The organism is Streptomyces sp. NPDC048623, assembly GCF_040650755.1.
Lineage (GTDB): Bacteria > Actinomycetota > Actinomycetes > Streptomycetales > Streptomycetaceae > Streptomyces.
On sequence record NZ_JBEZHV010000006.1, the window covers coordinates 208,451 to 233,458 of the forward strand.

Annotated in this window: 25 protein-coding genes; 6 read left to right on the plus strand and 19 right to left on the minus strand. The window is 71.9% G+C overall.

From position 1 onward, the window contains the following. Nucleotides 1–145 precede the first annotated feature (145 nt). Nucleotides 146–1,219 (plus strand): ADP-ribosylglycohydrolase family protein, encoded by a 1,074-nt coding sequence (locus AB0C73_RS11680; RefSeq protein ID WP_362527679.1) that lies wholly within the window; start codon nucleotides 146–148, stop codon nucleotides 1,217–1,219. A 166-nt stretch (nucleotides 1,220–1,385) separates the two neighbouring features. Beyond that, nucleotides 1,386–2,102, plus strand: a complete 717-nt coding sequence (locus AB0C73_RS11685; RefSeq protein ID WP_362527681.1) for a Sir2 family NAD-dependent protein deacetylase — start codon at nucleotides 1,386–1,388, stop codon at nucleotides 2,100–2,102. On the opposite strand, the gene AB0C73_RS11690 is transcribed toward AB0C73_RS11685, so the two are convergent. The 5 genes from AB0C73_RS11690 to AB0C73_RS11710 form a co-directional block, all read right to left on the minus strand. Continuing rightward, nucleotides 2,103–2,615 carry a methylated-DNA--[protein]-cysteine S-methyltransferase gene (locus AB0C73_RS11690; RefSeq protein WP_362527683.1) on the minus strand — a complete coding sequence of 171 codons (513 nt, stop codon included), beginning with the start codon at nucleotides 2,613–2,615 and terminating at the stop codon, nucleotides 2,103–2,105. A 12-nt stretch (nucleotides 2,616–2,627) separates the two neighbouring features. Beyond that, nucleotides 2,628–4,130, minus strand: a complete 1,503-nt coding sequence (locus AB0C73_RS11695; RefSeq protein ID WP_362527686.1) for an AlkA N-terminal domain-containing protein — start codon at nucleotides 4,128–4,130, stop codon at nucleotides 2,628–2,630. Between the two features lie 50 nt (nucleotides 4,131–4,180). Beyond that, a complete protein-coding gene (locus AB0C73_RS11700) occupies nucleotides 4,181–4,750 on the minus strand; it encodes an O-acetyl-ADP-ribose deacetylase (RefSeq protein WP_362527689.1) in 570 nt (189 codons plus the stop codon). Between the two features lie 61 nt (nucleotides 4,751–4,811). After that, nucleotides 4,812–6,236 carry an NAD(P)/FAD-dependent oxidoreductase gene (locus tag AB0C73_RS11705; RefSeq protein WP_362527692.1) on the minus strand — a complete coding sequence of 475 codons (1,425 nt, stop codon included), beginning with the start codon at nucleotides 6,234–6,236 and terminating at the stop codon, nucleotides 4,812–4,814. Nucleotides 6,237–6,295: 59 nt separating this feature from the next. Next, a complete protein-coding gene (locus AB0C73_RS11710) occupies nucleotides 6,296–7,177 on the minus strand; it encodes an inositol monophosphatase family protein (protein ID WP_362527693.1) in 882 nt (293 codons plus the stop codon). 127 nt (nucleotides 7,178–7,304) lie between these two features. Between AB0C73_RS11710 and AB0C73_RS11715 the strand changes: the two genes are divergently transcribed. Continuing rightward, entirely contained in the window at nucleotides 7,305–8,360 is a 1,056-nt protein-coding gene (locus AB0C73_RS11715; RefSeq protein ID WP_362527695.1) for a biotin/lipoate A/B protein ligase family protein, read from the plus strand. Between the two features lie 108 nt (nucleotides 8,361–8,468). Here the strand turns inward: AB0C73_RS11715 and AB0C73_RS11720 are convergent, their stop codons facing one another. From AB0C73_RS11720 to AB0C73_RS11765, 10 genes are all read right to left on the minus strand, one after another. Continuing rightward, nucleotides 8,469–9,359, minus strand: a complete 891-nt coding sequence (locus AB0C73_RS11720; RefSeq protein WP_362527696.1) for an acyl-ACP desaturase — start codon at nucleotides 9,357–9,359, stop codon at nucleotides 8,469–8,471. Nucleotides 9,360–9,370: 11 nt separating this feature from the next. Next, complete coding sequence (locus tag AB0C73_RS11725) at nucleotides 9,371–10,222, minus strand: class I SAM-dependent methyltransferase (protein WP_362527698.1); 852 nt, start codon at nucleotides 10,220–10,222, stop codon at nucleotides 9,371–9,373. 6 nt (nucleotides 10,223–10,228) lie between these two features. Further along, nucleotides 10,229–10,492 carry an acyl carrier protein gene (locus AB0C73_RS11730; RefSeq protein ID WP_362527701.1) on the minus strand — a complete coding sequence of 88 codons (264 nt, stop codon included), beginning with the start codon at nucleotides 10,490–10,492 and terminating at the stop codon, nucleotides 10,229–10,231. An 86-nt stretch (nucleotides 10,493–10,578) separates the two neighbouring features. Then, nucleotides 10,579–11,136 carry a PaaI family thioesterase gene (locus tag AB0C73_RS11735; protein ID WP_362527703.1) on the minus strand — a complete coding sequence of 186 codons (558 nt, stop codon included), beginning with the start codon at nucleotides 11,134–11,136 and terminating at the stop codon, nucleotides 10,579–10,581. Next, on the minus strand, nucleotides 11,133–11,924 hold the full coding sequence (locus AB0C73_RS11740) for a ferritin-like domain-containing protein (protein WP_362527705.1): 792 nt from the start codon (nucleotides 11,922–11,924) through the stop codon (nucleotides 11,133–11,135). Before AB0C73_RS11740 ends, AB0C73_RS11735 begins: the two co-directional genes overlap by 4 nt. Before the next feature lie 93 nt (nucleotides 11,925–12,017). Next, the gene (locus AB0C73_RS11745) at nucleotides 12,018–13,718 is read right to left on the minus strand and encodes an AMP-binding protein (protein ID WP_362527707.1); all 1,701 of its coding nucleotides are present in this window, start codon (nucleotides 13,716–13,718) and stop codon (nucleotides 12,018–12,020) included. Nucleotides 13,719–13,758: 40 nt separating this feature from the next. Further along, nucleotides 13,759–14,577: a 4'-phosphopantetheinyl transferase superfamily protein gene (locus AB0C73_RS11750; RefSeq protein WP_362527710.1), complete on the minus strand. Its 819-nt coding sequence runs from the start codon at nucleotides 14,575–14,577 to the stop codon at nucleotides 13,759–13,761. A 27-nt stretch (nucleotides 14,578–14,604) separates the two neighbouring features. Further along, nucleotides 14,605–15,855: a cytochrome P450 gene (locus tag AB0C73_RS11755; protein ID WP_362527713.1), complete on the minus strand. Its 1,251-nt coding sequence runs from the start codon at nucleotides 15,853–15,855 to the stop codon at nucleotides 14,605–14,607. A gap of 3 nt (nucleotides 15,856–15,858) precedes the next feature. Continuing rightward, complete coding sequence (locus AB0C73_RS11760) at nucleotides 15,859–16,314, minus strand: hypothetical protein (protein WP_362527716.1); 456 nt, start codon at nucleotides 16,312–16,314, stop codon at nucleotides 15,859–15,861. A 49-nt stretch (nucleotides 16,315–16,363) separates the two neighbouring features. Then, complete coding sequence (locus AB0C73_RS11765; protein ID WP_362527719.1) at nucleotides 16,364–16,756, minus strand: hypothetical protein; 393 nt, start codon at nucleotides 16,754–16,756, stop codon at nucleotides 16,364–16,366. A gap of 257 nt (nucleotides 16,757–17,013) precedes the next feature. On the opposite strand from AB0C73_RS11765, the gene AB0C73_RS11770 reads away from it, so the two are divergent. Continuing rightward, nucleotides 17,014–17,844: a glycoside hydrolase domain-containing protein gene (locus AB0C73_RS11770; RefSeq protein ID WP_362527721.1), complete on the plus strand. Its 831-nt coding sequence runs from the start codon at nucleotides 17,014–17,016 to the stop codon at nucleotides 17,842–17,844. A 43-nt stretch (nucleotides 17,845–17,887) separates the two neighbouring features. On the opposite strand, the gene AB0C73_RS11775 is transcribed toward AB0C73_RS11770, so the two are convergent. Together AB0C73_RS11775 and AB0C73_RS11780 are read right to left on the minus strand one after the other, a co-directional pair. Beyond that, nucleotides 17,888–19,186, minus strand: a complete 1,299-nt coding sequence (locus AB0C73_RS11775) for an ArsB/NhaD family transporter (RefSeq protein ID WP_362527723.1) — start codon at nucleotides 19,184–19,186, stop codon at nucleotides 17,888–17,890. Next, the gene (locus AB0C73_RS11780) at nucleotides 19,183–19,662 is read right to left on the minus strand and encodes a CBS domain-containing protein (RefSeq protein ID WP_362527726.1); all 480 of its coding nucleotides are present in this window, start codon (nucleotides 19,660–19,662) and stop codon (nucleotides 19,183–19,185) included. Before AB0C73_RS11780 ends, AB0C73_RS11775 begins: the two co-directional genes overlap by 4 nt. 338 nt (nucleotides 19,663–20,000) lie before the next feature. Here AB0C73_RS11780 and AB0C73_RS11785 point away from each other — a divergent pair, with 338 nt between their 5' ends. Together AB0C73_RS11785 and AB0C73_RS11790 are read left to right on the plus strand one after the other, a co-directional pair. Then, a complete protein-coding gene (locus tag AB0C73_RS11785; protein WP_362527729.1) occupies nucleotides 20,001–21,869 on the plus strand; it encodes an NAD-binding protein in 1,869 nt (622 codons plus the stop codon). A gap of 225 nt (nucleotides 21,870–22,094) precedes the next feature. Beyond that, nucleotides 22,095–22,322: a hypothetical protein gene (locus AB0C73_RS11790; protein ID WP_362527731.1), complete on the plus strand. Its 228-nt coding sequence runs from the start codon at nucleotides 22,095–22,097 to the stop codon at nucleotides 22,320–22,322. 64 nt (nucleotides 22,323–22,386) lie between these two features. On the opposite strand, the gene AB0C73_RS11795 is transcribed toward AB0C73_RS11790, so the two are convergent. Together AB0C73_RS11795 and AB0C73_RS11800 are read right to left on the minus strand one after the other, a co-directional pair. Further along, nucleotides 22,387–23,928 (minus strand): NCS1 family nucleobase:cation symporter-1, encoded by a 1,542-nt coding sequence (locus tag AB0C73_RS11795; RefSeq protein ID WP_362527734.1) that lies wholly within the window; start codon nucleotides 23,926–23,928, stop codon nucleotides 22,387–22,389. A 66-nt stretch (nucleotides 23,929–23,994) separates the two neighbouring features. Beyond that, a complete protein-coding gene (locus tag AB0C73_RS11800; protein ID WP_362527737.1) occupies nucleotides 23,995–24,996 on the minus strand; it encodes a TIGR03842 family LLM class F420-dependent oxidoreductase in 1,002 nt (333 codons plus the stop codon). Between the last annotated feature and the right edge of the window lie 12 nt (nucleotides 24,997–25,008).

Here is a 25,008-nt window from a genome sequence, read left to right on the forward strand (position 1 = left end):
CCCCCTGATATGCCGGTATTCCGCACCATAGAGGGTCACGGGAGCACCGAATTGATCGATCAAAACGGCGACAGGGAGCGAGCAAAGGCGGGACAAGGGGGCGGGTCGCCGCGCGCCCGGCCCTCCCGTCGGCTAGACCGGAATCATGAGCCGGCTCAAGCACAGCGAACTCGCCGACCGGGTCCTCGGCGGCTGGACCGGGCGGATCGCCGGGAACATGCTCGGCAAACCGGTCGAGAGCGGCGACCACTGGACACCCGAGCGGATAGACGCCTATCTGCGGCTGACCGACGCGCTGCCGCTCACCGACTACCTCCCGCCGCCGCCCGCGGCCGGCGCGGACGGCTTCGAGCTGCGGCCGGAGTGGCCGCAGTGCGTGCGCGGCCGGATCAACGGCAGCTGCCGGGACGACGACGTGGACTACTCGATCCTGGGACTGCACCTGCTCGAAACCCGCGGCTTCGACTTCAGCACCGAGCAGGTCGGCGAGCTGTGGCTGCTGCGGCTGCCGTATCTGCAGACGTTCACGGCGGAGCGGGTCGCCTACCGGAACCTCGCGAACGGCCTGAAGCCGCCGCTGACCGCCACCTACGACAATCCGTACCAGGAGTGGATCGGCGCGCTGATCCGGGCGGACGTGTACGGCTGGACGTCGCCCGGCGATCCGCGGCGCGCGGCCGGACTCGCCCGCCGCGACGCGGTCCTGTCGCACACCGGGAACGGGGTGTACGGCGCGATGTGGGCGGCCGCCCTGGTCGCCGCCGCCTTCACCGCCCCCGACGCCCGCACGGCGCTGGAAGCCGCTCTGGAGCACGTCCCGCCGGGATGCAGGCTGGCCCGCACCGTACGGCACACCATGGCGCTGCACGAGGCGGGCGTGGACTGGTCCGAGGCACTCGCCGAGCTGCGCCGTGAGACCGGGGCGCTCGGCTGGATCCACACGGTCCCGAACGCGGCGGTCCTCACCGCCGGACTCCTGTACGGCGAGGGCGACTTCACCCGCACCCTGGCGCTCACCGTGCGCGGCGGCCTGGACACCGACTCCAACGGCGCGACGGCGGGCTCGGTGGCCGGCGTCCTGTGCGGCGCGGCGGCGATCCCGCCGCAGTGGTCGGAACCGCTCCGGGACCGGGTGCACAGCGCGGTGGCGGGCTTCGACGGGGCACGGATCAGCGAACTGGCGGAGCGGACGGCGCGACTGGCCACGCTGACGGGATGACGGCAGGCGGTCACGGTGAACCGGGCCCGGGGCAGGGCCCGGCGCGGGCGGTCCCGGCGCGGGGCCCGGCGCGGGCGGTCCCGGCGCGGGGCCCGGCGCGGGCGGTCCCGGCCCGCGGCGGTGAATTCGCTCGCGGGCGGGCTTCCGTCCTGCCTACGCTCGCGGCATGACCATGGTGGCGATTCTCAGCGGGGCAGGCATCTCGACGGACTCGGGGATTCCCGACTACCGGGGGCCGAACGGGATGTGGACGCGTGACCCCGAGGCGGAGCGGCTCGTCACCTACGGGCCGTACATGGCCGACCCGGAGATCCGGCGCCGTTCGTGGCTGATGCGGAAGGACGGGCCGGTGCTCGCCGCCGAGCCGAACGCGGCGCACCGCGCGGTCGCCGCGTTCGAGAGGAGCGGGCACGCGCTGCGGGTGATCACGCAGAACATCGACGGACTGCACCAGGCCGCGGGGATGCCCGAGCGGAAGGTGCTCGAACTGCACGGCTCGGCGCGGGCGGTGGTGTGCACGGCGTGCCACGCGCGGTCGTCGATGGCGGAGGCGCTCGCGCGGGTGGAGGCCGGTGAGGACGACCCGGCGTGCCGGGCGTGCGGCGGGATCCTGAAGTCGGCGACGGTGATGTTCGGCGAGCGGCTCGACCCGGTGGTGCTCGGCAACGCGATGTCCATCGCGAAGGCCGCGGAGGTGTTCATCGCGGTCGGCACCAGCCTCCAGGTGCAGCCGGCGGCCTCGCTCGCGGGGATCGCGGCCGAGAACGGGGCCCGCCTGATCATCGTGAACGCCGAGCCCACGCCGTACGACCCGGTCGCGCACGAGATCGTGCGCGAGCCGATCGGCACGGCGCTGCCCGCGCTGATCGACCGGCTGCGCTGATCACCAGATCGGGAAGAGGGCGTCGGGCTCGCCGGCGCCCGCTTCGAAGGCGAGCAGCCGCTTCTTGCGGTCGAGGCCGCCGCCGTAGCCGGTGAGGCTGCCGCCGGAGCCGATCACCCGGTGGCAGGGGACGATGATGGTGACCGGGTTCTTGCCGTTGGCGAGGCCGACCGCGCGGGAGGCGCCGGGGCTGCCGAGGGCCTCGGCGAGTTCGCCGTAGGTCCGGGTCTCCCCGTACGGGATGAGCCGGAGCTGTTCCCAGACGCGCAGCTGGAACGGGGTGCCGGTGAGGTTCAACGGCAGGTCGAACTCGGTGAGTTCGCCCGCGAAGTACGCGTCGAGCTGGCGGACCGCCTCGGTGAAGGGGCGCGGGTCGGGCTCACCGAAGGTCTCCTCCGGCGGGCGGTGCCGCTGGTCGGTCATGTACATACGGCTGAGGACGCCGTCGACGGCGACCAGGGTCAGCAGGTCGTAGGGGCTGTCCACGACCGTGTGCCGGACGGTGGGTGGCATGGCGGAACTTCCTTACGCGGGCAGGTGGTTGATCGGGTGGCTGTCGGTGGCCCACAGGTACTGGACGGCGTAGGCGCGCCAGGGCCGCCAGCGGGCGGCGCGGGCAGTGAGCGCGGCCGGGGCGGCGGGCAGGCCGAGGCCCTCGGCGGCGCGCCGGATGCCGAGGTCGCCGGGGAGGAAGGCGTCGGGGTCGCCGAGCGCCCGCATGGCGATGACCTCGGTGGTCCAGGGACCGAAGCCGGGCAGGGCGCGCAGCCGTTCGCGGGCCTCGGTCCAGTCGCTCTCGGGGCCGAGGGCGAGGCTGCCGTCGGCGAGGGCGGTGACGAGGGTGAGCAGGGTGGTGCGGCGGCTGCGGGGCAGCGCGAGGGTCTCGGGGTCGAGCCCAGCGAGCGCGTCGGGGGTCGGGAAGAGGTGGGTGAGGCCGCCCTCGGGGTCGTCGACGGGGACGCCGTGCGCGGTGACGAGCCGCGCCGCGTGGGTACGGGCGGCGGCGGTGGACACCTGCTGGCCGAGCACCGCCCGTACGGCGAACTCGGCGGCGTCGACGGTACGGGGCACCCGCCGGCCGGGCGCGGCGTCGACGAGCGGCGCGAGCAGCGGGTCGGTGCGCAGCTGCTCGTCGACGGCGACGGGGTCGGCGTCGAGATCGAGCAGCCGGCGGCAGCGGCTGATGGCGTGGGTGAGGTCGCGCGGGTCGGTCAGCGAGAGCCGGCACTGCACATGGTCGGGGCGCGGGGCGAGGGCGACGATGCCGTAGCCGTACGGCAGGGCGAGTGTTCTGCGGTAGGCGCCGTCGCGCCATTCCTCGACGCCGGGGACGGCGGTGGCGGCGAGGTGGCCGAAGAGGTTGGAGGGTTCGAGCGGGGCGCGGAACGGCAGCCGGAGGGTGATCGCGCCGGGGGTGGCGGTGGGAGCTGCGGCGGGCGCGGTACGGGAGCGGGCTGCACGGGAGCGGGCGGCGCGGGCGCGCAGTTCGCCGGGGGTGAGCGCGAAGACCTCGCGGACGGTGTCGTTGAAGGTGCGGATCGAGGCGAAGCCGGCGGCGAAGGCGATCTCGGCCATGGGCAGCGGGGTGGTCTCGATGAGCAGCCGGGCGGTCTGGGCGCGCTGGGCGCGGGCGAGGGCGAGCGGTCCGGCGCCGAGTTCGGCGAGCAGCTGGCGTTCGATCTGGCGGGTGGAGTAGCCGAGGCGGGCGGCGAGCCCGGGGACGCCCTCGCGGTCGACGAGCCCGTCCTGGATGAGGCGTACGGCGCGGGCGACGGCGTCGGCCCGGGCGTGCCAGGCGGGCGAGCCGGGGCTGGTGTCGGGCCGGCAGCGCTTGCAGGCGCGGAAGCCGGCCCGCTGGCAGGACGCGGCGCTCGGGTGGAACTCCATGTTCTGGGGCTTGGGCGGTACGCCGGGGCAGCTGGGCCGGCAGTAGATCCGAGTGGTCCGGACGGCGGTGAAGAACACGCCGTCGAAACGGGCGTCCTTCGACTGGACGGCCCGCACGCAGCGCTCGGTGTCGGTGTGCATGCCTCAAGGATCGGTGATCGTCGGCGGCCCGGGCTGGCGGGAAAACGACATCAACGTGGGGTGGTGCCGTCCGCCGCGAGCGCCTCGGCGAAGATCTCGTAGGCCGCCTGGTCGAACAGCACGAACCGCACCTCGCGCACGGGTGCCGTGGCCTCCTGCCGCACGGTGCGGACGGCGATGCGGGCCCCGTCGCCCATGGGCCAGCCGTAGATCCCGGTGGAGATCGCGGGGAAGGCGACGGTCTCGGCGCCGAGTGCGGCGGCGACGCGGAGCGACTCGCGGTAGCAGGAGGCGAGCAGCGCGGAGCGGTCCTCCTGGGTGCTGTGCACCGGCCCGACGGTGTGGACGACCCAGCGGGCGGCGAGGTTTCCGGCGGTGGTGGCGACGGCCTGGCCGGTGGGGAGCCCGCCGCCGTAGTGGCCGGCGCGGAGCGTGCGGCAGGCGTCGAGGATCGCGGGGCCGCCCTTGCGGTGGATCGCGCCGTCGACTCCGCCGCCGCCGAGGAGCGAGGAGTTGGCGGCGTTGACGATGACGTCCGCGTCCTGCGCGGTGATGTCGCCGCGGACGAGGACGATGGCGGGTCGGTCTGTCTGGCCGGACGGGCCGGATCGGGTGCTCATGAATCCATCCTCGCGCCGTCGGGCCGCCGGGACACCCCGGTTTCGGGCCAGGCGCAGGCCCTCAGCGCGCTGTGGGGGTGCGCAGCCGGCGCCAGACGGCCTTGGCGGCGTTGTGGCCGGACATGCCGTGGACGCCGGGGCCGGGCGGGGTGGCGGAGGAGCAGAGGAAGACCGCCGGGTGCGGGGTGTTGTAGGGGAAGAGGGACAGTCTGGGGCGCAGGACGAGTTGCAGGCCGCGGGCGGCGCCGCAGGCGATGTCGCCGCCGACGTAGTTGGCGTTGCGGTCGGCGAGTTCGGGCGGTCCGGCGGTGGCGCGGGCCAGGACGAGGTCGCGGAAGCCGGGCGCGAAGCGCTCGATCTGCCGCTCGATGGCGTCGGTGAGGTCGCCGCGCCAGCCGTTGGGGACATGGCCGTAGGCCCAGAAGACCTGCTTGCCCTCGGGGGCGCGGCCGGGGTCGACCAGGCTGGGCTGGGCGGTGATCAGGAACGGGGTGTCGGGGGCCGTGCCGCCGGCGACCTGGTGGAGGGCCGTGCCGATCTCGCCCATGGTGGGGCCGATCTGCACGGTGCCGGCCCGGCGGGCGGCCTCGCTGGTCCAGGGCACGGGCCCGGACAGGGCATAGTCGATCTTGAACGCGGCGGCGCCGTAGCGGTAGCCGTCGTAGGCCGCGCCGAGCCCGGCGATCCGGGCGAGGGCGGTGGGCGAGGTGTCGAAGACATAGGCGCGGGCCGGCGGCAGGTCGTCGAGCCGTTTGACCTCGAAGTCGGTGTGGACGGCGCCGCCGAGCTCCTTCAGATACGCGGCGAGGGCGTCGGAGATCGACTGGGAGCCGCCCCGGGGCAGCGGCCAGCCGACCGCGTGCGCGGCGAGCGCGAAGACCAGGCCGACGGCGCCGGTGGCGAAGCCGCCGAGCGGGGCGATGACATGGCCGACGAGACCGGCGAACAGACCGCGCGCCTTCTCGTCGTGGAAGCGGCGCATCAGCCAGGTCGACGGTGGCAGCCCGGCGAGGCCGAACCGGGCGAGGGTGACCGGGTCGCGGGGCAGCGTGGTGAGCGGCAGCTGCATGAAGTCCCGGGCCAGGCCCTCCCACTTGCCGAGGAAGGGCGCGACCAGCCGCCGGTAGGTGCCGGCGTCGCGCGGGCCGAAGGAGGCCGCGGTCTCGGCGACCGAACGGGAGAGGACGGCCGCGGTGCCGTCGTCCCAGGGGTGGGCCAGGGGCAGTTCGGGGTGCAGCCACTCCAGGCCGTGGCGGGCCAGCGGCATGGTGCGGAAGACCGGCGAGCCGATGCCGAGGGGGTGCACGGCCGAGCAGGGGTCGTGGCGGAAGCCGGGCAGGGTGAGTTCCTCGGTGCGGGCGCCCCCGCCGACCGTCGGCTTCGCCTCGAACACGGCGACCGAGAAGCCGCGCCGGGCGAGCTCCACGGCTGCGGTCAGTCCGTTGGGCCCCGCCCCCACGACGACGGCATCGAGCATCGACGGCACCTTGGACTCCTTCGTCGGCCGGCCGAGGAATCCAGCATATTCCCGGCCTGGTACGGGACTTACCCGGCCTGGAGGAGTGACCGGATCCGGTCGGCGGTGGCCGCGTCGCGGGCCGCCGTGAACGGCAGGGCGTTACCACCGGCGATCCGGAAGCGCTCGCCGGTCACGGTCAGATCCGTGCCGCCGGCCTCCTCGACGAGGAGCAGCCCCGCCGCGTGATCCCAGGCGTACTCCCAAGAAAAGGCGATCCCATCGAGCTCGCCCCGGGCGACGGCCAGGTACTCCAGGCCCGCCGACCCGCACGGGCGCGGGTCGACGCCCTCGGTGCGCAGGCCGAGCAGGGCGCGCTTCTGGTCCGGGGTGGTGTAGTCGGGGTGGGAGGTGGCGACCTCCAGGACCGCGCCGGGGGCGGGCGCCCCGGACCGTATCGGCGCGCCGTTCAGGGTGGCGCCGCGGCCGCGCACCGCGACGGCGAACTCCTCCAGGGCGGGGGCGTACGTCCAGGAGGCGAGGATCTCGCCGTGCCGGGCGAGGGCGACCAGGGTGCAGAATCCGGCCTCGCCGCGGACGAACTGGCGGGTGCCGTCCACCGGGTCGACGATCCACACGGGCGCGTCGCCCTTCAGCGCCTCGTATATCGAGGGGTCGGCGTGCACGGCCTCCTCGCCGACCACCACCGAGCCGGGCAGCAGGGCGGTGAGGGCGGCGGTCAGCTGGGTCTCGGCGGCCCGGTCGGCCACGGTGACCAGGTCGTGCGGCCCGTTCTTCTCCACGATCTCGGCGGCGTCGAGCTGCCGGAAGCGCGGCATGATCTCGGTGGCGGCCGCCTTGCGGACGGCCTCCTCCACCGCGGTGGTGTCACCGGCGAGCAGCCGGTCCAGGAAGTCGTCCGTGGTCAGCCTCGTGTCTCGTGTCGTCGTCGTCACGCTTCGTTCCGTCATGCGTCCATCCCACCACACCCGTCTGACATTCCGGGGGCGGTGCGGCGACCTGTGGACAACCTCCGGACGACCCGCGGGCCACGAGTACGCTTTGATCGAGTTCACCCCTTACTTCCAGGGAGGGTCCGTGCACGGCGAGTACAAGGTCCCGGGCGGCAAGCTGGTGGTCGTCGATCTCGACGTGGCGGACGGTGTGCTGCGCCGGGTCCGGGTCGCGGGCGACTTCTTCCTCGAACCCGACGAGGCGATCCTGGCGATCGACCGGGCTCTGGAGGGCGCGCCGGCCGACACGGACGCCGCCGGTCTCGCGGCCCGCATCGACCAGGCGCTGCCGCCGGGCACCGAGATGTTCGGGCTGACCACCGAGGGGATCGGGGTGGCGGTGCGCCGGGCGCTCGCGCACGCCACGGACTGGACGGACTACGACTGGCAGCTGGTCCACGAACCGCCGCAGTCCCCCGCCCTGCACATGGCGCTCGACGAGGTGCTGACCGCCGAGGTGGCGGCCGGCCGCCGCCCGCCGACCCTGCGGGTCTGGGAGTGGGGCTCGCCGGCCGTGGTGATCGGCAGCTTCCAGTCGCTGCGCAACGAGGTGGACCCCGAGGCCGCCGGGCGGCACGGCATCGAGGTGGTCCGCCGGATCAGCGGCGGCGGCGCGATGTTCATCGAGCCGGGCAACACCATCACGTACTCCCTGTCGGTCCCCGACGCCCTCGTCCAGGGTCTGTCCTTCACCGACAGTTACGCGTATCTCGACGACTGGGTGCTCGGCGCACTCGGTGACATGGGTGTCAAGGCCTGGTACCAGCCGTTGAACGACATCGCGACGGAGGCCGGCAAGATCGCGGGCGCCGCGCAGAAGCGGATGGTCGCCGGTGCGGGCGCGGTGCTGCACCACGTGACGATGGCGTACGACATCGACGCCGACAAGATGACGGAGGTGCTGCGGATCGGCCGCGAGAAGCTGTCCGACAAGGGCACCAAGAGCGCCAAGAAGCGCGTCGACCCGCTGCGCCGCCAGACCGGTCTGCCCCGCGACGCGGTCATCGAGCGCATGATCGCCTCCTTCCGGGCCCGCTACGGCCTCAGCGAGGGCAGCATCAGGGAGGAGGAGCTGGCGCTGGCCAAGGAGCTGGCCGAGTCCAAGTTCTCGGCCCCGGAGTGGACGGCGCGGGTCCCCTAGGAGAGGCCCCACCTGAGGCTCAGTCGGTCGCGGTGGTGGGCGGCCGGGGCACGGCCGTCGTCCGGGACCCGCCCCGGACGACGGCCGCCTCACCCCCGGCCGCGCAGCTCAGAGCCGAGGCCCCAGCTGCCCGCAGGCCGTGACGAACGAGATCAGTTCGTCGACCTTGTCCGACTTGGCGTCCACCGCGCGGTTGACGACCTTCACCAGGTGGTCATACGCCTCGGTGTGGTCGTAGCGAGCCGTGTCGGCGATCTTCAGAGCCCAGCGCCAGTACCCGCGAATGGTGTCCGCGAGCGGCATCCGGAACTCTGCGATCACCTCGCGGATCGGGTCCACCACCGCGTCCCCGTAGCGCTCCAGGTAGCGCCCCACCATGTCCGCGAAGAACGTGAAGTGCCGGGCCTCGTCCCTGCTGAGCCGGACCAGGATCTCCTTCAGGAGCGGATCGCCGACCACCTGGCGCAGATGCTGGTAGTAGATCTGGGTGGCCTTCTCCTGCACCAGGGGATAGACGAAGAACTGGACCGCCTGCGAGTAGGGCAGTTCGAAGTGCTTCCGCCCCTCGTCGGCCAGCGAGGCCCACAGATCCTGCTGCTCGGCGAGTCCGGCGGCCAGCTGATAGCGGGCCAGCACGCTCGCGTGGGTGTCCTCCTCCTGCGCCCAGCGGACGGTGAAGTGGTACAGCTCCCGGTTGTGGATGAACGTCTCGCGATCGACGCTGTCGTCCACCGGGAAGTTCCGCTCGTACAGCGCGAAGTAGCCGGGCAGATGGTCCTCGATGATGGTGACGAACTGCACCGCCGAGCGCTCGCCCTCGGTCAGCCGGCCGGCGTCGGCCTGGGACCAGTCGAAGCTGAAGTCGGTGTCCCAGCGCTTCGTCGGGGGCGAGGCGCGCAGGAAGGCGCTGACCGCCGTGTCCACATCCGTGGCGGGCAGCAGGGGTCCGCCGGCCTGGACGTGCCTCCACCTGGCGGGTATGGCGTCGATCTCCGTCAACGTGGCCTCCACTAACGGGATTTGCCGAGGGTCAGCGCGTAGTGCTTGGTGGTGTATCCCCACCCCGCGTTGGCCGTCTTGAGGTAGCGGATCAGCTGCTCGGACAGGCCGGGCTCGATCTCGTCCAGGCGGGCCGCGTTGCGCTCCACGTTGGCGAGCCAGTCCTCGATCGTGCGCCAGTAGCCCTCGGTCAGGTCGTCCACGGCCAGGACCGAGAACCCGGCGTTCTCGGCACCGCGCACCAGGTCGGAGAGCGGACGCATGTCGCCCCAGCCGAAGATCGAGTCCCGTACGAACACGGAGTTCTCGCGCTCGGCGAACTCGGCGCGCTTGGCGTCGTTGCGGTAGCAGCTCTCGGACACGTACATCCGGCCGCCCCGCTTGAGCGCCGCCCAGGCCTTGCGGTAGACCGCGTCCAGGTCGGGCATGTGGACGATCGACCCGAGCATGGTGATCGCGTCGTAGGAGCGCGGTTCGAGCTCCAGCTCTTCGATCTGCCCTATGCGCGTGGCCACTTGGCCGGTCAGACCCTTCGCGGCGGCCTGCTCGGCGATGTAGGCGTGCTGGTTGGGCGCCGGGCTGATGCCCGTCGTGGACGCGCCGTACTCGGCCGCCATGAAGAGGATCAGCGAGCCCCAGCCGCAGCCGATGTCGAGCAGCCGGCCGCCCTGCCGGATGCCGAGCCGGTCGGCGACGTAGTGCAGCTTGTTCTGCTGGGCCTGGTCGAGGGTGTCCTCGTCGGTGCGGTAGATCCCGGCGCTGTACTTGCGGGTGCGGTCCAGGTACAGCTCGAAGACCCTGGGGTCCTGGTCGTAGTGCTGGTTGGTCTTCGGTTCGGCCGGCTCGATGTGGTCGACGGTCATGAGCGGTCAGCCCCGCTCGGCGATGAGGACGGCGACGGCGTCGGCCACGTCGCCGATCGTCTTGAAGCCGAAGACCTGGTCGTCCTCCAGTTCGATGTCGTAGGTGCGCTCGATCCGGGCGACGGAGCGGAGCACCTTGACCGAGTCGGCGCCCTCCACCGAGGTGAGGTCGCGGTCGGGGGTCAACTCGGCCGCCGGACGGCCGAATTCGGCGGCGACCAGCTCGGTCACGGTGCTGATGATCTCGTCCTTGGTGTGGGTCTGGGACATGTGGGTTCTCTCCTCGTACGTGTCTCTGGTATGTCTGGTGCGTCTGTACGGAAAAGCCGTGCTCAGCTGCCGGCCTTGCTCGGCGGTCAGTCGGTGCGCAGCGCGGACAGCGCCTCGTCCACGAGCCGGGCCTCGTCGTCGGACATCGCCATCCGGGCCTTGGCCTGCTCCGGTGTCACCGGCTGATAGGAGCCGGAGACGAAGACGACGGCCTGCCCGGCGGCGTCGGTGATCTGGGCCTGCGCCGTGTACGGGCCCTTGTCGCCCGCCACCGCGTCGGTGCTCGCCGTGCAGCGGTAGGTGGCGCCGATCTCCAGGGGTTCGATGTAGCGGGTGCGCATGCTGGTGGTGAAGACCGAGACGCCCAGCCGGAGCACCAGCAGATTGCCCATGATCTCGTCGCAGACCGTGGCGGACATCCCGCCGTGCACCACGCCCGGGTAGGACTCGAAGGTGCGGTCGAACACGAGGGTGCATTCGATGCCGCCGTCCGGCGTGTGCCGGAACCGGAGCCGCAGACCGCGCTCGTTGGCGGGCGAGCAGCCGAAGCACTGGTAGTCCGGCAGGACCCGCCAGGGGAGCTCGACCGGCTCGCCGGCAGGCTCACCGGCCGGCGAGCCCGTCTCCGTGCTGAGGGCGGTCACGCGGCGATCACCTCGGCCAGCGCGCGGCGCACCTTGGCGTTGCTCGACAGGTCCATGTCCACGATCGTGCCGAACACCTTGCGGATCTTCCCCTGGAGCTCCAACAGCTCGTCGGCGTCGGCGATGCGCTCCAGGAACAGCTCGAAGGCGGTGTCGATGGTCTCGTGGTCCTCCAGCTCGGACAGCTCGCTCTTGAAGATGCCCACGGGGTGCTTGATGCGCTTGTCCGAGGTGTAGACGTAGAGCGTCTCGAGGACCGAGGCCGTCTCCTCGGGGTGCCGAAGCAGCCGCTCCCGGCAGTAGTGGATGAACTCCCGGGCGTGCCCGGCCTCGTCCCGACTGGCGTTCAGGAGAAGGGTGTTGAGAACCGGCTCGTCCACCGCGCTCGCCACCCTGCGGTAGATGTGATTCACCGTCAGTTCGGAGATGATGTTGGTGGCCAGGGTCGCGGACGGCGTGATGCCCGGGTCGTACGGGGCCCGCATGGCAGCCACCGCCGCGTCGTCCACCTTCTCGCCGATGGCGTCGAGCCAGGCCTTGAACATGTAGTGGTGCTGGACCTCCTGGTTGCCCCACACCACGGCGAAGGTCGAGAAGTCGTAGTCGTCGACGAACTCGTTGAGGAAGCCGTGCACGGCGGCGATGACGTTCGACTCGCCCATCACGGCGCTCTTGGCGATCGTCACGTACTCGGGCTTGACCTTGTCCTTGTCGACGGCGGAGAAGTCGATGTCGGTCAGCTTCCAGTGGTTGCGTTCGTACTGGGTGAAGACGTCGTAACTGTGCATCAGTTCATCCCTTGGTCGTGGAAGTGAGCTGTGGCAGTGATCTGCGGCACCGAGCAGCGGGCAGCGAGGGTGCGCTGCGGCGGCGACCCGGTGTCAGCGGCCGGCTGCGAAGTCCCTCTTGGCGGCGAGCCGTTGGAGCTTTCCGCTGGTGGTGCGCGGCAACGAGTCCGGGGCCGCGAGCACGACGCGCAGGTCGTGCAGACCCAGAGACGTGCGGACCAGGGTGCGCAGGTGGTCGGCCAGGGCGGTGTGCTCCGCCTCGGGGCGGTCTGTCTCCGCGACGAGGACCATGAACTCCCGCTCGCGGTGCTGCTCCCGGCCGTGCTCGGGCCCGGACTCGGGCTCGGGCTCGGGCTCGTGGTGGACGAAGGCCACGCAGCGGCGGCGGTGCACGGCCTCGTCGGTGCGTACGGCGCTCTCCACGTCGTCCGGGTAGTAGTTCTCGCCGCGCAGGATGAGCATCTCCTTGGCGCGCCCGGTGATGTGCAGTTCGCCGTCGGCGAGATAGCCGAGGTCGCCGGTGCGCAGCCAGCCGTCCGCGGTGAACGGCTGGGTGAGGGCGCCGGCGTCGTCGACGTAGCCCGCCGTGACGGACGTGCCGCGCAGCTGCACCTCGCCGACCGACCGGTCGTCGAGCGCCGCGCCGCTGTCGCTGTGCGGGTCGCCGATCCGGAGGTTCATCCCGAGCACCGGGCGGCCGACGCCGACCAGGCCGCGCGCACCCGGTGCCGTCCGCTCGACCGGTACGGCGACGCCCCGCTCGGCGAGCGCCGCGCGGTCCACCCAGTCGAAGCGCGGACCGCGCCCGAGCGGCGGGAAGGTCACCGCGAGCGTCGCCTCCGCCAGGCCGTACACCGTCAGCATCACGCGCGGGTCGAAGCCGGACGGGGTGAAGTGCCCGAAGAACGTCTCGAGCGAGTCGACGGCGATCGGTTCGGCGCCGTTGAACGCCACCCGCCAGCGGGACAGGTCGTACGAGGCGGCCTCGTCGGCCGGTACGGCCTCCACCAGGTAGTCGTAGGCGAAGTTGGGCATCGGGCTGATGGTGTAGCCGCCGTCGGCGAACTGCCGCAGCCAGTGCGCGGGGTCCTTGACGAAGGCCGAGGGCCGCCAGATGGTGCAGTGCACGCCGGTCAGGATGCCGGTGAGCGTGCCGAACAGGCCCATGTCGTGGAAGAGCGGCAGCCAGTTGGCGTTCTTGTCGGCGGGCGTGAGCCTGATGCCGTCGCGGATCGCGCGCAGGGTCGCGAGGACGTTGGCGTGGGTCAGCCGGACGCCCTTGGGGTGCGAGGTGCTGCCCGAGGTGTACTGGAGGACGATCTCGCACTCGGCGGCCACGTCCGCGCCGTCCACCTCGTCCGTCCCGTCCTGTCCGCCGTGGGCCAGGATCTCGGCCGCCCCGAGCACCCGGCGGCCGGGGAGCGCCTCCTCGATGAAGGGCATCATCTTGGCGAGGCGGCTCGAGACCACCACGTCCTTGATGCCGGCGTCGTCCAGCACGCCGACCAGCCGCCCGGCGCCCTCCCGCGAGTGCATCGGCAACGGGCACACGCACGCGCCGAGGCGGCTGAGCGCGAACAGGATCAGCAGGAAGTCCGGCTCGTTGGTGGACAGCGCGCCGACGCGGTCACCCTTTCGTATGCCCAGGTCTCGCAGGTGCGCCGCGATCCGCCGGGACCGCGCGCTCAGCTCGGTCAGGCTCAGCGCCACCTTGTCGGCGGGGAAATCGACGATGACGTCCCCGTGTTCGGTGGCGATCTTGTCAAGCGCGGTATGCAGTGTCGGTTCGTCCATTGGCTTCCCCCGCTCGGACGACGGCGTACGACGGCATGCGTCACCAGGACGTCCATGCCGCCTGTACGGCGTCGATGTCGATGGCACTGATCGCGTCGGCGACCAGTGGTCGTGCGTGTGCCGAGGCGCCGGGGCGCAGCCCCCAACGCCCGTCGGTGCCGGCGTGGTGCGGTGTCCACCAGGACAGGCGGACGGCGCCCGGCACCGTTGGCGCGGTGACCGCCAGATGGCGGCCGCCGAGGTCCACCACGCGGGTACGCAGTCCGGCCGGCCGGCCACGCCAGGTGGCCTCGGCCCACTGCCGGCCCGGGTGGCCGGTGAAGTGGATCGTGGAGAGTCCGGCGCGCAGCCCGCGTCCGAGCGCCTTGGCCACGCTCTCCTTGGCCGCCCACAGGCGCCGGGCCCCGTCCGGTTCGGAGAGGAGCGCGCGATCGGCGCCGCCGCAGAAGCGGTCGGCGACCTCGCGCAGCGCGTCCTCGTGGGTGTCCTCGACATCGATCCCGCACGGGCCGGTGCCGAGCACCAGCGCGAGCAGCCCGCCGTCGTGGCTGACGTTGAAGTGCGGCCACCGCGCCGGAGGCCCGGCCGGCCCCGGGCGGCCGTCGGCGTCGGTGACGACGGGCACCCGGTGCGCCGGCCGGCCGGTGGCCCGGCTCAGGACGGCCCGGACGAGCAGCCGGGACGCCTGCGCCTGGGCGCGCCTGCGGCCCGGGGCGTACCGGTCGCGCAGCGCCGCGCCCTCGGGCTCGGGCAGATCCGGCGGGCCCTGTTCCGCCGCCGCGTACACGGCGGACAGATCCGCGAGGTGAACATGAAGGAAGGGAGCGTCGTGCGGTCCGGCGTCCGTCGGCGGTGCCATGGAGTCCCCCGTGGGCGGTGCCGGGAACTATGCCGGTGCCTGACCGCCGGCCGTCGCGGGCAGTGTCGCGAGTCCGCGGAACTGCAGGTTGTCGGCGCGCCAGCGGTACGGGCGGGTCTCGTCCAGGGCGAGTTCGGGTGTCCTGCGGATCAACTCCCCGAGTACGCAGGCCCCTTCCAGTCTGGCCAGGCCGGCCCCGATGCAGAAGTGCACGCCGGTGCCGAGTGCCACGTGCCCGGTCTCGGTGCGGGTCACGTCGAATCGGTCGGGGTCGGTGAAGTGCGCCGGGTCACGGTTGGCCGATCCCCGTACCAGGTAGACGAGTTGGCCCGCCTTGACGGGCGTTCCGTGCAGTTCGATGTCGCGGGTGACCAGGCGGTGGGTGAGCTGCACCGGGCCGTCCCAGCGCAGGATCTCCTCCACGGCGGCCGGGATGAGCTGCGGCTGGGCCTTGATCAGCTCCCACTGGTCCCGTTGGGTGAGGAGCCCGCGCAGCCCGTTGCCCATCATGTCGACGGAGGTCTCGTACGTGGCCACCAACAGCAGCAGCAGGTTCGAGCAGAGCTCTTCGTCGCCGAGCCGCTCGCCGTCCTCCTCGGCCTGCACGAGGCGGGAGATCAGATCGTCCTTGGGGTTCTTCCTGCGCTCGGCGATCACCGCGCCCAGGTATTCCATCATCTGCTGCAGCGACTGGACCGCCGGTCCTTGCGTGCCGACCAGGTCGGGGGCGCCGCCGAGGAAGACCTTGATGGTGTCGCACCACTGGGTGATGAGCGGACCGTCGTCGTCGGGAAGGTCGTAGAGGGCGAGGAGCACACCGGCGGGCACCGCGTAGCTGAGGTCGGGAATCAGGTCGAAGCCGTCCGTCTTCTCCAGCATGGCGTCGACGAGGCGGGTCACGATCCCCTGCACCCGCGGTTCGAGCAGCCGTACGTCGCGCGGGCTGAAGCCCTGGTTCATCAGCTTGCGCACCCGGGTGTGCTGGGGCGGGTCCAGCATCCACATCCACTGCTCGGCGAGCGAGAGGAAGCGCTGCATCGCGGGGGACGGGTTGGCCCCGCCACGAGCGGCGAGCAGGTGGATGCGCCGGGACGAGAAGGTCTCGTGATCGCGGATCGCCGCGTTCACGTCGTCGTAGCGAGTGAGCAGGAAGCCGTTGAGCTGCTCGTCCCAGTGCACCGGATCGTGCTCGCGCAGCAGCGCGTACGTGGGGTAGGGGTCGGCGAAGACCTCGGGCGTGAGCAGCTTGACGTCATTGGCGCGGAATGCGGCGGTCACCGGTCAACTCCCCTCTTGCGCCGGGGTGTCGAGCAGGCCGTCGGCCATCGTGCGGGGCAGTTCGGCGATGCCGGTGCCGGTCAGCACGGGAGTCCCGGCGCCGTTGACCACAGTGATCTCGCAGGTGAGCAGCGCGTGGTCCGCGGGCAGCTCCGCGGTCTCGGCGGCCACTTCACCGGCCTCGGTGGCGGCCCCGGCCTCAGCCTCGGTGGCGCGGACGGTCGCGGTGACGGTGTCGCCCGCGTAGACGGGGGCGAGGAAGGTGAGGGAGAGGTCTCGCATGTGCACCCCGGGCTCGGCGAGCAGGGGAACCACGGAGAGGGTGAGCGCCCCCTGGGCCATCCGGCGGTCGCCGTGTCCGCCCATGTGGTGCGCGCCCAGGTCGCCGGTGAGGCGAGCGCAGACGTCGATGTCCTCGGCGCGTAACGTGCGCGTGGTGGTGCGGGTGGTGGTGCTCACGGCAGAACCATCCGTTCTCTTGAAGCGCTTCACGTGGTGGGCTTGCGGGTCACGCGCTGACGATGAGGCCCTTGCTGCGGCCGGTGATGACGACCTCGTCCCCGCACCGGATGCGTGCGTCGAAGGCGATCTTGGTCATCCCGGCGGTCGGCTCCAGGCGGGTGACCTCCAGCTCGGCGACGATCTCCTCGTTCCGCCCCAGCGGCCGGGTCGCTCGCCAATCCATGCGCTGCGAAAGGTAGTTGAGATCACCGCCCAGCTTGGTCAGCGGGGCGACGGTCAGTACGTACGGCAGGTGCTCGGGCAGCGAATCGGCCGGTGCGCCCGTCAACTCGTAGTAGTCGCGGACCTCTTGGTCGGAGTACGCCTTGGCCCACGTCAGCACGGTGCCGACGGAGATGTCCCCGTGGACGGCGTTCTTGATGGAAGTTGACGACAACATCTCCTCCAGTGCGGGAGAACGACGTGGCGAAAGTCGGATGGTCACTACCTACCGGTAGGTAACGCCCCGTTCGAATCATGCCTCATGGGGCGGTCGAGCGGGAAGGCGTTCCATGATTGTGGCCCCCGTCACACATGGCCGGAACGCAGTCGTCGCCGGCCCCGGCCGGGGCGGGGCGTCCGGTCTGAGCGAGGGCGGCTACAGTGCGGTCTGCTGACGGCGGCGGTCTGCCGCGTTCATGAAAATGGGGTGGGGTCATGGCCGGCCATCGGCTGTCGAAGAAGCGTCGCTACATCGCCGCGGCGACCGGAGGCGTCGTCGCCGTCGTGGGGGCCGTGGTCGCGGCGCAGACCTCGATGGCGGCCACGGTGTGGCCCGCGCAGAAGACGTTCACCGGCCGGGCCTTCGACACGTGCGCGGCGCCCTCGTCGGCGGCGATGAAGGCCTGGAAGAGCAACGGCTTCTACGGCGGCGCCGCGGTGTACATCGGCGGCAGGAACCGGGGCTGCGCCCAGCCGAACCTCACCGCGTCCTGGGTGAAGTCGGTCGACACGATGGGCTGGAAGCTCATCCCGCTCTACGTCGGCGCCCAGCCGCCGTGCCAGACCAGCGCCAACCCCGAGAAGCTCACGGCCTCCACCGCGGCCTCGCTCGGCGTGAGCGACGCCAACGACGCGGTGGCGAAGGCCTCGGCGCTCGGCATGAAGGCCGGCAGCCCGATCTTCCTGGACATGGAGCCGTACGACATCACCGACAAGGCGTGCAACGACGCCGTGCTCACGTACGTCCGCTCCTTCACCAAGACCCTGCGTGCGAAGACGTACCGCGGCGGCTTCTACGGCTTCACCAGCTCCAGCGCCAAGGCCGTCGCCACCGCGCCCGACCGCACCGACCTGCCGGGCAACCTCTGGTACGCGCTGTGGGACAAGCAGAACACCACCACCGCCGACTGGCCGTGGGGCGCCACCCAGTACACCAACCACAGCCGCGGCCACCAGTACCTGGTCAACAGCAAGGAGACCCGCGGCGGCTACACGATCACCGTCGACCAGGACGCCTGGGACGGCCCCGTCGCCATCATCGGCTGAATCCCGCTCCCCCCCATGCCGTTCCCGGGATCCGTCCGGTGCTTCACGCCAGGACGAAGTAGCGCAGCCACAGGTAGAGCGCGGAGACGGCGATGGTGGCGGCCGTGACGACGAGGCCGTACTTGGTGAACTGCCAGAAGCCGATGGGTTGGCGGTTGCGTTCGGCGATGCCGAGGACGACGACGTTGGCGGAGGCGCCGATCGCGGTGGCGTTGCCGCCGAGGTCGGCGCCGAGGGCCAGGGCCCACCACATCACGTGGTCGGGGTCGCCGCCCATCTCGGTGACGAGTTCGCCGGTGATCGGCGCCATCGTGGCCACGTAGGGGATGTTGTCCACGATCGCGGACAGCACGGCCGAGCCGCCGAGCAGCAGCATGGATCCGCCGAGTGCGGCGCCGCCGATGGTCCCCGCGAGCGAGGTCGCGAGCTCGCCGATGACGCCGGTCTCGATCAGTGCCCCGACCATGACGAACAGGCCGGCGAAGAAGGCGAGGGTGGGCCACTCCACCTCGCCGAGGACCTCGGACGTCTCCACCTTGGAGACGGCGACCAGCAGGCCGGCGCCGAGCAGGGCGACCACGCTGGGCTCGTAGCGCAGGACCGGGTGCAGGACGAAGCCGGCGACGACGAGGCCGAGGATGCCCAGGCCGAGGGCCAGGAGGCGGGGATCGGTGATGGCCTCGCGCTCTCGCAGCTCCATGACCTCGGCGGCGCGCTCCTCGTCGTAGACGAAGTACTTCGCGAACATCACGCGGCACAGCAGGACGAGCACGGCTATCAGGACCACGCACAGCGGCGCCAAGTGCACGAGGAAGTCGTTGAAGGTCAGGCCGGCCCGGCTGGCGATGATGATGTTGGGCGGGTCGCCGACGAGCGTGGCGGTGCCGCCGATGTTGGACGCGAAGACCTCGGCGAGCAGGAACGGCATGGCCGGCAGCTTCAGTCGCTCGCACACCAGGAGCGTGACCGGGGCCACCAGCAGCACCGTGGTGACGTTGTCGAGCAGGGCGGACGCCACGGCGGTGATGACGACCAGCATCGTCATGACACGGAACGGCCGGGCCCTGGCCCGCTTCACCGACCAGATCGCCAGGTACTCGAAGAGTCCGGTCCGCTTCAGCACACCGACGATCATCATCATGCCCATGAGCAGGAAGATGACGTTCCAGTCGATGCCGGTCTCCTCCGAGTGGAAGGCGGACACGTCGTCGGTGGCACCGATGGCCAGCATCAGCGCAGCACCGCCCAGGGCCGCGGCGACCCGGTGGACCCACTCCGTGACGATCAGGAGGTAGACGCCCGCGAAGACGGCGACCGACGCCCAGCTCTGCCAGTCGCTCACGCCTGTCCGCCCGCCCGGCCGCCCGACGCGAGCAGGTGCCGCATGAGCCCGGCCGCCGAGACGACCCCGAGCAGCCGGCTTGTACGACCGTCCCGCTCGACCACCGCCACGAGGGGGACGTGGGTACGGGCCATGGCCGCCGCGATCTCCATCGTCCCGGCATCCGGACTGACGTACGGCGGCTTGAAGGTACGGGCGGGCAGCCACTCGGACACCGTCCTGCCCACGAGGTCCTGGACGACCGCCTCGGCGTGCCGGTCGTCGATCACCGGGGCCAGCAGCGGGTCCTCCATCACGTACTCGGGGACCAGTTGGCGTACCAGCTGGGAACCGGGCACGGCGGCGTACGGGACTCCGTCGGGGTCCAGCACCAAGAGCGCGGGCAGATCGTGCTCGGCCAGCAGCCGGACCGCGTCCACGGCACTGTCGTCGGTCACGACGTGCGGATACGGCTCGGCGAGATCACGGGCGGACATCGGCGGCTCCTGACCGGGGTCGTCAGAACACGGGAACGTGAAGAGAACTCGCCGACCAGACTTCCCGGCACACCGACCGCAACTTTATAGGTTCCTAACGCCTTTCTGGCGAGTTCTTGACGGCGGCCTGTCGTACGGCGGCCTGTGGTGCGGCACCCGCCGGCCGCCGGGGGCCGCGAAGGGCCGCGAGCTTCAGCACCCCGGCACGGCTCCGGCTCCGCCCTGTCGGCCGGCGGTGGACTGGGGGATGATCAACCGCAACACATCTCGACGTCACGGGGGAAGACATGAGCGGGCTGCCCCACCAGGGTGCCGCACCGTCACATACCGCTGGGCACATGGTGGTCTGCGGTGACGACGGGCTGGCGCACCGGCTCGCCATCGAACTGCGGGAGGTCTACCGCCAGCGGGTCGTCCTCGTCGTGCCCGCCGAACGCGCCGGCGAGGAGGCGGCCGACACAGGCACCACGGGCACCACGGACACCGACACGCTGAGCGGCAGGACGGTCGTACCGGTTCGGGTCGTGACGGCTCCGGCTCCCACGACCGAGGCGATGCTGCGCGCGGAGGTCGACCGGGCCGCCGCGCTGGCGCTCGTGTACGAGGACGACGAGACCAACCTGAGGGCGGCGCTCGCCGCCCGCCGCCTCAGCCCCGGTCTGCGGCTCGTGGTCCGCATGTACAACCGCAAGCTGGGGCAGCACCTGGAACAGCTCCTCGACCAGGCGGCCCTCGTCGCCGTACCGGGCTTGGACCGGGCCGTCCTGGACGCGTCCACGACCGTGCTCTCCGACGCGGACACCGCCGCGCCGGCCCTGGTGGCCACCGCGCTCGCCGACACCAACAAGGTGGTCCAGGCCGACGGACTGCTGCTGCGCGCCGCCGAACACCCCGCACCCGACCGGGGTCAGGTCCCGGACCCGGGGCTGTGCACGCTCGCTCTGCTCTCCTCCACCGCGGCCGACCCGGCGGGCTTCGAAGGCTCGTACAACGCCGGAGCCCCGGCCCCCGACCTCCTCCCCGACGACCGCACCGTACGCGGCTCCGCCGCTCGCGGCACCGTCGTCCTGGAAGCGGTACGGCGCGAAGGGCCGGCCCTGCCTCCCCGCCGGCTGGCCCGGCGCGGCGCCCCGCTCGGGAAGGTCTTCTCCGCCCGGCTGCGCTGGGCACTCGCCGGGATCGTCGCCGCCGTCCTCGCCCTCACGGTGGCCACCACCCTGCTCACCGACGAGCACGTGCTGCACGCCGCCTACCTGACCCTGCTCGACCTGTTCGCCATCAACGATCCCGCCGTCGACGAACCACCCACCCGCCAGGTGCTGCAACTCCTCTCCGGCCTCGCCGGTCTCGCCCTGCTCCCCCTGCTCGTGGCCGGCGCCCTGGAAGCCCTCGGCACCTTCCGCACCGCCGGTGCCCTGCGCCGACCGCCCCGCGGGCTGTCCGGGCACATCGTGCTGCTCGGTCTGGGCAAGGTCGGGGCCCGCGTGCTCACCCGGCTGCGCGAGCTCGACATCCCCGTCGTCTGCGTCGAGCAGGACCCCGACGCCCGCGGCATCGCCCTGGCCCGCGCCCTGGGCGTGCCCGTGGTCCTCGGAGACGTCACCGAGGACGGCGTCCTGGGCGCGGCCCGTGTCCACCGCGCGACCGCCCTCCTCGCACTGACCAGCTCCGACACCACCAACCTGGAGGCCACCCTCGCCGCCCGCGCGCTCAAGAGCGACCTCCGGGTGGCGCTCCGCCTGTACGACGACGACTTCGCCACCGCCGTCTACCGCACCCTGCGCTCCGCGCACCCGCAGGCCGTCACCCGCAGCCGCAGCGTCTCCCACCTGGCGGCTCCCGCCTTCGCGGGAGCCATGATGGGCCGTCAGATCCTCGGTGCCATCTCCGTGGAACGCAAGGTCCTGCTCTTCGCCGCCCTCCCCGTCGCCGGCCACCCCCAGTTCGAGGGCCGCACCGTCGCCGAAGCCTTCCGCCCGGGCGGCTGGCGCGTCCTCGCCCTCGACACGGCGCGCCCCGAGGCCCGCTCCCCCGACCTCGCCAACACCGGCCACGACCCCGAGCACCAGTCCCTCCTGTGGGACCTCCACCCCGGCCACGTCCTGCACCACCAGGACCGCGTCGTCATCGCCGCCACCCGCCGAGGCCTGGCGGAGCTCCTCGGGAGTTCCCCGGACGGCCGCACCACCGCCACCGGGCTCCGGTAGAGGACCCTCGCGGACACCACGGCTCGTCCGGGTGCCGGTGGGTCAGCAGCTCGGCCACGTCGCGGGCGAACGCCCGAACTGCCCGTGGTCGTGGCGACCGTGCCGGCCCGGGACCGTGGCGGCTACGCCGGGCGGAGGTTCGGCGAGTTCGTGGCCTTCTCTGTCAGCCTTGGGTGAGGCGTCCCGCCGACGGGACCTGCCGGCCCCATGCCTAGACTCCGGTTCATGGACAACACCTTCCGGTGCAGCCACTGCGGCACCGTCGGCCTCGAACCCGGCTTCGTCGAGGACGCCGGTCAGAGCTCCCGCGGCTACACCCGCTGGATCCAAGGTGCCCTCGAACGCGGCCCCTTCGGCGGTGCCAGGCGTATGGGCAAGCCCGCCTGGCAGATTGACGCCTACCGCTGCCCCACCTGCGCCCACCTCGAGCTCTTCGCCGGCAACCGCGCCTGAGCTCTCGCTGGACAAGGTGGCTGCGCCGAACCACAGCTGCTCCGCGAGCGAAGCGGCATCTACGTCACCGGGGTCGGCCAGCCAACGGGATGACTCCCCGTCCCTTCATGAGCGCGGTGTACAGGAGCAGAGCCGCGGTGAGGCCGACCGCCCAGCCGTAGTCGGCGAGGGGCTTGAGGAAGGGGATCAGTCCGTCCTCGGGGAACGGCCCGGCGCCGGGCGCGGAGTGGGAGCCGCCGACCGCGAGCACCCCGCCGACGGCGAAGGCGAGCACGGCCGCCGGGTTCCAGCCGCCCCGGTACCAGTACGGCCCGTCGGCCCGGTAGAGCCCGCCCAGGTCGAGGCGGGTGCGGCGGACCACCCAGTAGTCGGCGATGAGGATGCCCGCGACCGTACCGAGCAGTCCGCCGACCAGACCGAGCCAGGTGAAGATGTACAGCTCGGGCGTCGAGGTCAGCTTCCACGGCATGATCAGGACGCCGACGACGCCGGTGATCAGGGCGCCCTTGCGGAAGTCGACGAACCGCGGGGCGAGGTTGGCGAGGTCGTACGCCGGCGAGACGACGTTGGCCGCGATGTTCACCGACAGGGTCGCCACGAGCACGGTGACCAGGGCGAAGAGCAGACCGAAGACGTTGTCGGTCTTCGCGGCGAGCGCCACCGGGTCCCAGACCGCCGCCCCGTACACCGCCTGCGAGCCGGACGTGACCAGGACGGACAGCAGCGCGAAGAGGGTCATCGTCGTCGGCAGCCCCAGAGTCTGCCCCCAGATCTGTGCCCGCTGGCCCGCCCCGAAGCGGGTGAAGTCCGGGATGTTCAGCGACAGCGTCGCCCAGAAGGCGATCATGCCCATGAGGGAGGGGAAGAACACAGGCCAGAAGTCGGCGCCCCAGCCCAGCTTCGAGGGCTGGTCGAGCAGCGGGCCGAACCCGCCCGCCTTGACCGCGACCCAGACCAGGAGCACCAGCGCGCCGACGATCACGAAAGGCGCGGCCCAGTTCTCGAAGCGGCGCAGCGCGTCCATGCCGCGGTGGATGATGGCGAGCTCAAGGGCCCAGAACAGGACGAAGCACAGCCACAGCGTCCAGGGCTGGCCCGCGACCCGGCTCGCCTCTGACCAGCCGCCGAAGATCTTGCCGAGCAGGATGAAGATGCCCTGGCCACCGATCCAGGTCTGGATGCCGAACCAGGCGCAGGCGACGCCGGCCCGCACGAGCGCCGGCAGGTTGGCCCCTCGCATCCCGAAGGAGGCGCGCGCGAGGACCGGGAAGGGGATGCCGTACTTGGGGCCGGCGTGCCCGGTGAGCAGCATCGGCACGAGGACGATGACGTTGGCGAGAGCGATGGTGAGGACGGCCTGCAGCCAGTCCATGCCGAGCGCGACGAGCCCAGAGGCAAGGAGCCAGGAAGGGATGTTGTGGGCCATGCCGACCCACAGCGCGGCGAAGTTGTAGGTGGTCCAGCGGCGGGCGGCGACGGGCACCGGCAGCAGGTCGTCGTTGACGAACCGCGGGTCGGCGCCGGCCGCGCCGGGCGAGAGCTCGACGCGGCGGGCGGCGGCTATGGCGGGGTCGGCGGGTCTGTCGGAGGGGGTGGTGGCGGTCATGGCGGCGGAACCCTTCGTTCGGGGACGGAACGAGGCCGTGCGGGGCGTGGGGGGTTCGGCAGCGGATCAGGAGTTGATGGCGGGGATGATGTCGGAGCCGTAGGCGTCGATGGTGCCCTCGCGGTTGTCGTGCATCGCGTACACGGCGAACTGGTCGACACCGAGCTCGCGCAGGTGCCGCAGCTTCTCGATGTGGGCCTCGGCCGGGCCCAGGAGGCAGAAGCGGTCGACGATCTCGTCGGGGACGAACTCGGTGTCGGGGTTCCCGGCGCGGCCGTGGTGGGAGTAGTCGTAGCCGTGCCGGTCCTTGATGTACGCGGTGAGCTCGTCCGGGACCATGTCCGAGTGCTCGCCGTACTTGGCGACCAGGTCGGCGACGTGGTTGCCGACCATGCCGCCGAACCAGCGGCACTGGTCGCGGGCGTGGGCCAGGTCGTCGCCCACGTAGGCGGGGGCGGCGACGCAGATGGTGAGCGCGTCGGGGTCGCGGCCGGCGTCGGCGGCGGCCTGCCGGACGGCCTTGACCATCCACTCGGTGAGGAACGGGTCGGCGAGCTGGAGGATGAAGCCGTCCGCCTTCTGCCCGGCGAGCGCGAGCGCCTTGGGCCCGTACGCCGCCATCCACACCGGCAGCTTCCCGTTCTTGATCCACGGGATCCGGATCGGGTTGCCGTCGACGACGGCCTCCCGGCCCTCGGCGAGGTCGCGGATGACCCCGATGGCCTCCCCGAGCCGGGCCAGGGTGTTGGGCTTGCGGCCGGCGACCCGCATCGCGGAGTCGCCGCGGCCGATGCCGCAGACGGTCCGGTTGCCGTACATGTCGTTGAGCGTGGCGAAGGTGGAGGCGGTGACCTCCCAGGTCCGCGTGCCCGGGTTGGTGACCATCGTGCCGACGTGCAGCTTGGTGGTGTTGGCGAGGATCTGGCTGTAGATGACGAAGGGCTCCTGCCACAGCACGGCGGAGTCGAAGGTCCAGCCGTAGCGGAAGCCGTTGCGCTCCGCCCGGCGCATGAGTCCCACCACCTGCGACGCGGGCGGGTCGGTCTGCAGGACGAGTCCGAAGTCCAAGGGTGCGGCCTT